This is a genomic window from Halorubrum sp. SD612 (assembly GCF_002135005.1).
Window position 1 is genome coordinate 1 of the sequence record NZ_NEWI01000117.1, and the last position, 8,309, is coordinate 8,309.

An 8,309-nucleotide genomic window follows, 5' to 3' on the forward strand; every position below is an offset into this window, starting at 1 on the left:
CACGAGGCGGGCTACGAGGCGCTCGGCCTCGACGCGCGGTACGTCACCTTCGAGCCGGACGCCGACGCCGCGGCCGCGGCGATCACGGGCGCGGCCGACCTCGGAGTGGCGGGGCTCAACGTCACGGTGCCGTTCAAGCGCGACGCCCTCGACGCGGTCGACGCCGCCCCGCTCGCCGCGCGCATCGGCGCGGTCAACACGGTCGACTACGGGCCGGTCCGGGCCGGCGAGGCCGACCGGCCGCGCGGCCACAATACGGACGCCGCCGGGGTGACCCGGGCGCTCGCGCACCACGACGTGGCGGTCGACGGGCGAGACGCGCTCGTCGTCGGGGCGGGCGGCGCGGGACGGGCGGCCGCGTTCGCGCTGGCCGACGCGGGCGCGACGGTCCACGTCGCGAACCGCACCGCGGAGCGGGCCGTCGAGCTGGCCGACGCGGTTCCGGACGCGACCGGCGGCGGCCTCGACGACCTCGGTGAGCGCGTCGCCGCCGCGGACCTCCTGGTCAACGCGACGAGCGTCGGAATGGAAGCGCCCGACGAGACCCCCGTCCCCGCGGAACACCTCCACGGCGACCTCGCGGTCCTCGACGCGGTGTACGCGCCCGTCGAGACGCGGCTGCTGCGGGAGGCCGCCGCCGCGGGCGCGACGACCGTCGACGGCGCGTGGATGCTGCTGTATCAGGGCGTCGAGGCGTTCGAGATCTGGACCGCCGAGGACGCGCCGGTCGACGCGATGAACGCGGCGCTGCGGGCTGCGTTGGAGTAAGGAAGGGTTCGGGACGGGAGGTTCGCCGCTCAGACCAGCCGTTCCGCGATCCGCGCCGCGCCCTCCGCGGCCGCGGTCGCGGGGCTGTCGGGGGAGACGACCTCAACGTCGCGGTCGAGCTCCTCGGCGAGGCGCTTCTCGAACTCCTCGGTGAGCCCGGGGATACACGCCATGCCGCCGGTTGCGGCGAGGGGGCGCCCGAGCGCCAGCTGGTATGGTTTCATGTGGTCGTTCGCGAGCTCCGGGAGGAACTCGTTGGCGACGACGTCGACCGCCTCGTCGATGTACCGGTCGACCGGCTCGCGGACGCCCCGGTCGACGGTGAACTCGTGGCTTCCGCCGCCCGGCTGCTGGATCACGTCCGTGAACGGCTCGAAGTCGTACACGTCCGCGTGCTCCTCTTTATACTCGCGGGCGGTCGTCCGGTCGATGTGGACGCGGCCCTGGCTCTCCTCCTCGACGGCGGCGACGATCCGGCGGTCGACCTCGTTACCCGTCACCGAGCCGGTCGAGAACGGCGAGAGCTGCTCGCCGCGCCGGTAGGCGCACGCCTCCATCGTCGTCGACCCGAGGTTCACCGAGACGAACACCTCGTCGATCGCGTCAAGGTCGTCGCCGTAGGCGGGGATCGCCCCGCACAGCGACTCGGGGTAGCTCCGGGTCTCGACCTGGCCGATGGAGGAGCCCTCGATCACCGACTTGAGGTTCTCGACGCCCGCCTCGTTGTCGATGGTCGGCACCGCGTAGACGACCGCGCTGTCCTCGGGCACGTCGTAGGCATCTACGATGGCCTCGAAGAAGCGCTCTGCGTCCGCGACGCTGTCGTCGTCCTCGGGGAGGCCCGACCGCAGCATGAAGCGCACGCGGTCAGGGTACTCGACCGCGGCCTCCTCGCCGAACAGCACCTTCTCTTCGCCGGTGATGGCGTCCTCGTAGGTCGCCAGACAGGTCAGCACCGAGTGGCGCTCCCGTCCGCCCCGCCCGTCGGGAACGTCGAGCACCGTTCGGGTGCTGCCGAGTTTTACGCCGACCGCTGCCGATTCGTCCGATTCGTTGATGTCCGTGGGTTCGTCGTCGCTCATTGGTCACTCGCACACGAAGCGATCCGGACGATGGAGACGAGGCTGATCCGGTGGTCCGCGGGGGTGAACGGCCGGTCGCGCGTCGGGGCGTCGAACCCCTCCAGCCGGCGCGAAAGCGCCGCGACCGCGTCGTCGCCGACCCAGTCGAGCTCGCCGTAGTAGGACAGCGCGTCCCGGCTCCGCACGTGGCCGCCGACGTCGACGAGGTAGCCGAGCCACTCGCCGATCTCTCGCTCCGCCGCGGGCGACGCCGGGATCGCCGTCAGGTACGGCCGATCCGCGGGGTCGTCGCCGTCGAACCGCGCACCACGCTGACGCTGGAGCAGCTCCGTGAACGCGGCCGAGCGCGCCGCCTGCTCGGCTCGGTTCCGGTTCGGCCGCCGGAGCGCCCGCTCCCGAGGCGCCCCGTCCGCACCGTCTCGCGGCGCGTCCGCGATCCGGCGCAGCTCCCGTACGTCGTATCGTCGTGGATTCAGACTCATGTTTCCGTCCGTCGTTCGCGTCCGTACCTGAATCCTCACGGCGGGGTCATATGATAGTTAGGCCTCGGTTATCAGCGGTGAGAAACGTCGTGGTGGCACGACCGGCGCCGGGAGCGCTCGCCGCGCGCTCGTGCGCGGACCGTGTGCGGCCGCTCAGTCGACGACGCGTTCGCGAGCGCGACGCTGCCGGCGGCGAGTGCGGTCCCGGCGACCACGTCGGTCGCCCAGTGGATCCCGAGGAACATCGTCGCCACCACGATGCTCGCGGTGAGGAACGCGGCCACTGGCGTCCACCGCGGGAACTCCTCGTGGGTAAAGACGGCCGCGAGCAGCACCGTCACCGACAGCGCGGTGTGAAGCGAGGGGAAGACGTTCGTCTCGACGTTCACTCGCGCCGTCAGCCGCGTCACGCCGCGGAACCAGTCGAGGAGGAGCGGCTCGACGCTCGCGGCGCTCTGGTCGGCACCGGGCACGTCGCGGTAGCTGCGCGGACCGTACGCGACGACCCCGGCGTAGCAGGCGATCGCGAACGCGTAGTTGACCGCGTACGCCGCGATCAGTCGCTTCAGCGGTCGCAGATTCCGGGCGAACGCGTACGCCACGAGCGGGAACGAGAGCAACACGACGTAGCCGACGACGTATATCGGTCCGAAGTAGTACACCGCGGCCCGCGGGATCGCGTCCTGTATCGCGGCCACGAGGTCGCCCTCCACAGCGTAGATGGCAGTCGTCGCGCGGTAGCCGTACTCGAACGAGAACGCTTCCAGCCGTCGAAGCAGGCCCTTGTTGACGGCGAGCACGAGCGCGAATCCGCCGACGTACGGCGCGATTCTGCGCGCGCGCTCGCGGAGCAGTTCGCGGTCCGCGAGGACGCTCCGGACTCGATCGCGGCCGACACACGCCGGTAGCAGCGCGGCGAACGCGGCGACCACGGCGGCGAGGACGACGCCGAGGAGCCGGAGGAACTCGACCGGGAGTTGCTCGATCATCGACTACGTCTCACCCGTCATCCGTCGGTACGAGGCCAGGACCGGACCGGTATTACTCCCTCGGTAGCGGTGGGTCGGTCCGCGTCTCCGACGACCGCCGCGCTCCGCACCGCCCCGTCGACTCAGTCCGACTCTGCCCACGGGAGCGGCTCGGTACACCAGTGACAGAATTCGAGGTCGGCGTCGATCTCCTTGCCGCAGTTGGGACAGGTCACGTCGACGGCCTCGCCGTCCCCGCCGCTCACGGCCGCGACCGGCGCGGCGTGACCGGCTCCCGCCCCGTCGTCGCCGTCGGCGCGCTCGACCTGACGCCGCATCGCCTCGGCGGTGGCGGCGCGTTCGCGCTCCGCGGCGACGGTCCGGCCGACGAGGTACGCGTCGAGCGCCGACAGCAGCGACAGGAGCGCGATCGGCAGCGCCACGTCCGGGGGGACCGCGGCCGACACCGCCGCGGGGTCGGCGAGAGGGTCGACCGGTTCGACGTCGTACAGGGCAAACAGCGCGACGCCGCCGCCGATGATCGTCAGGTGCCACAGCAGCGCCCGGCCCCACCGGCGCAGCGAGAGGTGGCCGAGCCCCGGGAGGACCAGCGCGAGCACGGCGGCGAGGACGGGACGCAACTGGCTTCGCATACGGCCCGGGTTCGATCGGCCCGTACTTAGGCCTGCGGTGTCGCACCGAGCGACCGCGGCCGGGCGGTCGGTGTCGTCGCTCGGACGCCCCGGGGATCCAGTCGCGGATAACAACCGTTAATCGCCGCCCGGTCGTCGGCCGCGACATGAGCAGCCAGCGGGCGACCGCGTTCGTCCCGGGTCACGTCACCGCCTTCTTCAGCGCGCACCGCGACGACGACCCGACCGTCGCCGGGTCGCGCGGCGCGGGCGTGACGCTCACCGACGGCGTGACGGTCCGAGTGTCGGCGGCGGACAACGGGGACACGGTGGCGGACGCCGCCGCCGCTGGGGAGACGACCATCGACGGCGAGGTCGGTTCGATCGGCGCGGTCGACGACGTGCTCGCCGAACTGGACGCGACCGCCGCCGACGTGGCGGTCGAGACCGACCTCCCGATCGGCGCGGGCTTCGGCGTCTCGGGCGCCGCGGCGCTCGGGGCCGCGCTCGCGGCGAACGACGCGTTCGACCGGGGGCGCTCCGAGAACGAGCTCGTCCGCGTCGCCCACGCCGCGGAGGTCGACCGCGGGACCGGCCTCGGCGACGTGGTCGCGCAGGCGCGCGGCGGGGTCCCGGTCCGGCTCGAACCCGGCGCGCCGGGCGTCGGCGAGCTCGACGGTGTGCCGGCGAGCGCGCGCGTCGAGTACGTCACGTTCGGCGAGCTGTCGACCGAGGAGGTACTCGGCGGCGACACGGACGCCCTCTCGGCGGCCGGCGAGGACGCGCTCGACCGGCTTCGGGCGGACCCGCGGCTCCCGACGCTGATGGACGCGGCCCGCGGATTCGCCGGCGAGGCTGATCTCCTCGTTCCCGAGGTGGCCGAGGCGATCGACGCGGTCGACGCGGCCGGCGGCGAGGCCGCGATGGCGATGCTCGGCCGCACCGTCTTCGCGCTCGGCACCGGGCTCTCCGACGCGGGCTACGACCCCGAGGCCTGCCGGATCGACGCCGCGGGCGCGCGGCTCGTTGACGACTGAGGGCGCCTCGGATCCGAGTATCGGCTCCAGAAGCGGGCGACGACCACAGAAGACAGCGACGACCCCTTCGAGAAGCATCGCGGAAGCGCCGACAGCAACCAGACGATGCCGGAGCGGATGCGTCGACTCCGCGGCGAGTACCCGCGAGAGGTCGATGGCCCACCAGAAACCGACGAGGGTTCCGACGGCGGGACGACGGGTGCCGACCCGTGACGACGGCGGTCGACACGAACGCGTTCCTCGGGCTGCTGTACGACGACGAACGCGCTGACGCAAGCGGGGCGGCGCTCAGGCGCGCGTATCGAGACGGAGCGGTCGTTGCCGCGCCCGTCGTCTACGCCGAACTCGCGGCCGACGGCCGCTTCGCATCGGCCGCCGACCTCGATCGCTTTCTCGCGGACTTCAGCGTCGACGTGACCGAACCCTCACGCGAGGCGCGCTTCGCCGCGGGCGAGCGGTTCCGGGAATACGTGGACCGCCGTCCGGACGGAATCCAGTGTCCCGCGTGCGGTGAGAAGCGGTCCGTCGACTGCGAGGCGTGCGGCAAGTCGCTCTCACCGCGCCAGCACGTCGCCGCCGATTTCCTCATCGGCGCGCACGCCGCAGTCGACTGCGACGGACTGGTCAGCTTCGACGAGGAGTTCTACTCGACGTACTTCCCGTCGCTGACCGTGTCTCCCGCGTGATCGGTTACCGGGTTTCGTCCGGAAAGAGGTCCCGCAAGTCCGGGTGTTCGCGGGGTTCGATCGGCGGTTCTTGACTCCGGGCCGCGGACGGATCGGAGGCGATCCGGTCCCGGATCCGTTGTCACTCCTCGTGGCGACACAGGACGTTCACCGTAATCTCGTCGAGTTCGAACACGGACGCGACCGCCGCCCGGTGGAACCCCTCGCACAGTTGTATCTCCCCGTCCCGTCCGATCGCGACGACCGGTACACCGCCGTCTCTCGAAGCCGCTCTCTCCCGTCGAGGTCCCAGTCGCCGCCCTCGACGCGGCCTCCTCGCAGCGCCCGCCGACGAACAAAGCTTTACCGCGTCGCCCGCCTAGCTCCGGCAAATGGTACTCGACGACCTCGGCACGTCCCTGCGGAGCAGCCTCGACAAGCTCCAGGGGAAGTCCCGACTCTCCGAGAGCGACGTCGAGGAGATCGTCAAGGAGATCCAGCGCTCCCTGCTGTCCGCCGACGTCGACGTCTCCCTCGTGATGGAGCTGTCGGACTCGATCAAGTCCCGCGCGCTCGAAGAGGAGCCGCCGGGCGGCACCACGGCGAAGGACCACGTCCTCAAGATCGTCTACGAGGAGATGGTCGAGTTGGTCGGCGACTCGACCGAGCTCCCCTTAGAAAACCAGACGATCCTCCTCGCCGGCCTCCAGGGGTCGGGGAAGACGACCTCCGCGGCGAAGATGGCGTGGTGGTTCTCGAAGAAGGGGCTCCGGCCCGCGGTCGTCCAGACCGACACCTTCCGGCCGGGCGCGTACGACCAGGCGAAGCAGATGTGCGAGCGCGCGGAGGTCGACTTCTACGGGAACCCCGACAACGACGACCCGGTCGACATCGCCCGCACCGGCCTCGAAGAGACGGCCGACGCGGACGTTCACATCGTCGACACGGCGGGGCGGCACGCGCTCGAAGACGACCTCATCGCGGAGATCGAGGAGATCGAAGGCGTCGTCGACCCCGACCGCTCGCTGCTCGTCTTGGACGCCGCGATCGGGCAGGGCGCGAAGGAGCAGGCCCGACAGTTCGAGGAGTCGATCGGCATCGAGGGCGTCGTGATCACCAAGCTCGACGGGACCGCGAAGGGCGGGGGCGCGCTGACCGCGGTCAACGAGACCGACTCCTCGATCGCCTTCCTCGGGACCGGCGAGACGGTCCAGGACATCGAGCGGTTCGAGCCGTCGGGGTTCATCTCCCGGCTGCTCGGCATGGGCGACCTGAAGCAGCTCTCCGAGCGCGTCGAGCGCGCGATGCAGGAGACCCAGGAAGAGGACGAGGACTGGGACCCCGAGGACATGCTTCAGGGCGAGTTCACCCTGAAGGACATGAAACGGCAGATGGACGCGATGAACAAGATGGGGCCGCTCGACCAGGTGATGGACATGATCCCGGGGCTCGGCGGCGGGATGATGGACGAGCTCCCGGACGACGCGATGGACGTCACCCAAGACCGGATGCGCCGCTTCGAGCGCATCATGGACTCGATGACGGAGGAGGAGCTCGAGAACCCGCGCGTCGTCGGCCAGTCGCGCACGGAGCGCATCGCCCGCGGCTCGGGCACCGACGAGGAGACGGTCCGGCAGCTGCTCGAACAGCACTCGATGATGGAGCAGACGATCAGCCAGTTCCAAGGGATGGGCGAGGGCGATATGCAGCGCATGATGAAGAAGATGGGCGGCGAGGGCGGCGGCCTCGGCGACATGATGGGCGGCGGCAAGGGCCCGTTCTGAGCGGCGCCGCGAGGCGGTTCCCGTGCGGCTGTCCGCTCCATCCGGTCGGGGCGACGACAAAACACTTCTGACGGGGGCGAGTTGAGGCCGGCGTGACCGTGCGCGACGTGGTGACCGACAACCTCGGATACGCCCTCCTCGGCGGTCCGGCGGTGGCCGTCCTCTCGGGGCTCGCCGGGGCGTCCGCCCTCGGGACGGCTGGCGGCGTCGCCTGCGGGACGGCGGCGTACGGCCTCGGGTGGGTGCTCGCGGTCCGCCGGTCGACGGGAGACGCCGAACCGCCGTCGGACGCCGACGAGGCCGACGGCCGTCGCGAGGGCGAGCTAGAGGCGCAGAAGGGGTCGTACGGCGGCGGTGGCGGATAGCGCCCGCGCCGGCGTTCGCCCTCGCGGCGGCAGGTAACGCGGCACGAGTACAGAGAACGCAACGCGGCGACGGGAGCCCACACGCCGCGTGACCGCGGGCCGCCCGACGCTTCAGACCTTTTATGCCGTCGACCGGGCAAGGACGCCCGATGCGCTCCCGTCGAATCGGCGAGTACGACGCCCTCCTCCTCGTCTCGCTCGTCTGGTTCCTCGGGAAGTTCGTCCGGTACCTCTTCCCGCCGCTGTTCGAGTCGATCCGGGGCGCCTACGGCGTGAGCAACGCGACCGTCGGGACCGCGTTCACCGGCTTCATGATCGTGTACGCGCTGTTACAGTTCCCGAGCGGTGCGGTCGCGGACCGGGTGGGTCCGGTACGGGTGATCGTCGCCGGCGCGCTCGTCGCGGGCGCGGGGTCGCTCGCGTTGGTGGTCGACGCCCCCTTCGCCGCGCTGGTGGCCGCGATGCTCGTCATCGGCGCGGGGACGGGCGTCCACAAGACCGTCTCGGTGCGGCTGATCGCCCGCGT

The 8,309-nt window shown here is 71.4% G+C and carries 10 protein-coding genes and 1 pseudogene; 7 read left to right on the plus strand and 4 right to left on the minus strand.

Annotated elements, in window-relative coordinates; translation table 11 throughout:
- Nucleotides 1–768: shikimate dehydrogenase (locus B9G38_RS12400; protein WP_086220569.1), on the plus strand; the 768-nt coding region annotated here is incomplete at its 5' end.
- A gap of 29 nt (nucleotides 769–797) precedes the next feature.
- Here the strand turns inward: B9G38_RS12400 and B9G38_RS12405 are convergent.
- From B9G38_RS12405 to B9G38_RS12420, 4 genes are all read right to left on the minus strand, one after another.
- Nucleotides 798–1,850 carry a hypothetical protein gene (locus tag B9G38_RS12405; RefSeq protein ID WP_086216208.1) on the minus strand — a complete coding sequence of 351 codons (1,053 nt, stop codon included), beginning with the start codon at nucleotides 1,848–1,850 and terminating at the stop codon, nucleotides 798–800.
- A complete protein-coding gene (locus B9G38_RS12410) occupies nucleotides 1,847–2,332 on the minus strand; it encodes a FlaD/FlaE family flagellar protein (RefSeq protein ID WP_086220570.1) in 486 nt (161 codons plus the stop codon). Before B9G38_RS12410 ends, B9G38_RS12405 begins: the two co-directional genes overlap by 4 nt.
- A 71-nt stretch (nucleotides 2,333–2,403) precedes the next feature.
- On the minus strand, nucleotides 2,404–3,321 hold the full coding sequence (locus B9G38_RS12415; protein ID WP_086220571.1) for a phosphatase PAP2 family protein: 918 nt from the start codon (nucleotides 3,319–3,321) through the stop codon (nucleotides 2,404–2,406).
- A gap of 122 nt (nucleotides 3,322–3,443) precedes the next feature.
- Nucleotides 3,444–3,953, minus strand: a complete 510-nt coding sequence (locus B9G38_RS12420) for a zinc ribbon domain-containing protein (protein WP_086220572.1) — start codon at nucleotides 3,951–3,953, stop codon at nucleotides 3,444–3,446.
- A 146-nt stretch (nucleotides 3,954–4,099) separates the two neighbouring features.
- Here B9G38_RS12420 and B9G38_RS12425 point away from each other — a divergent pair, with 146 nt between their 5' ends.
- The 6 genes and pseudogenes from B9G38_RS12425 to B9G38_RS12455 form a co-directional block, all read left to right on the plus strand.
- Nucleotides 4,100–4,969, plus strand: a complete 870-nt coding sequence (locus B9G38_RS12425; protein WP_086220573.1) for a pantoate kinase — start codon at nucleotides 4,100–4,102, stop codon at nucleotides 4,967–4,969.
- A gap of 12 nt (nucleotides 4,970–4,981) precedes the next feature.
- A pseudogene (locus B9G38_RS18810) lies at nucleotides 4,982–5,182 on the plus strand (AbrB/MazE/SpoVT family DNA-binding domain-containing protein); the annotation flags it as partial.
- Nucleotides 5,179–5,655 carry a PIN domain-containing protein gene (locus tag B9G38_RS12435; protein WP_086216211.1) on the plus strand — a complete coding sequence of 159 codons (477 nt, stop codon included), beginning with the start codon at nucleotides 5,179–5,181 and terminating at the stop codon, nucleotides 5,653–5,655. The pseudogene B9G38_RS18810 and the gene B9G38_RS12435, both read left to right, overlap by 4 nt.
- A gap of 371 nt (nucleotides 5,656–6,026) precedes the next feature.
- The gene (locus B9G38_RS12445; protein WP_049932406.1) at nucleotides 6,027–7,418 is read left to right on the plus strand and encodes a signal recognition particle protein Srp54; all 1,392 of its coding nucleotides are present in this window, start codon (nucleotides 6,027–6,029) and stop codon (nucleotides 7,416–7,418) included.
- A gap of 92 nt (nucleotides 7,419–7,510) precedes the next feature.
- The gene (locus B9G38_RS12450) at nucleotides 7,511–7,783 is read left to right on the plus strand and encodes a hypothetical protein (protein ID WP_049932405.1); all 273 of its coding nucleotides are present in this window, start codon (nucleotides 7,511–7,513) and stop codon (nucleotides 7,781–7,783) included.
- Nucleotides 7,784–7,932: 149 nt separating this feature from the next.
- A partial coding sequence (locus B9G38_RS12455) for an MFS transporter (protein ID WP_143415439.1) occupies nucleotides 7,933–8,309 on the plus strand: 377 nt, incomplete at its 3' end.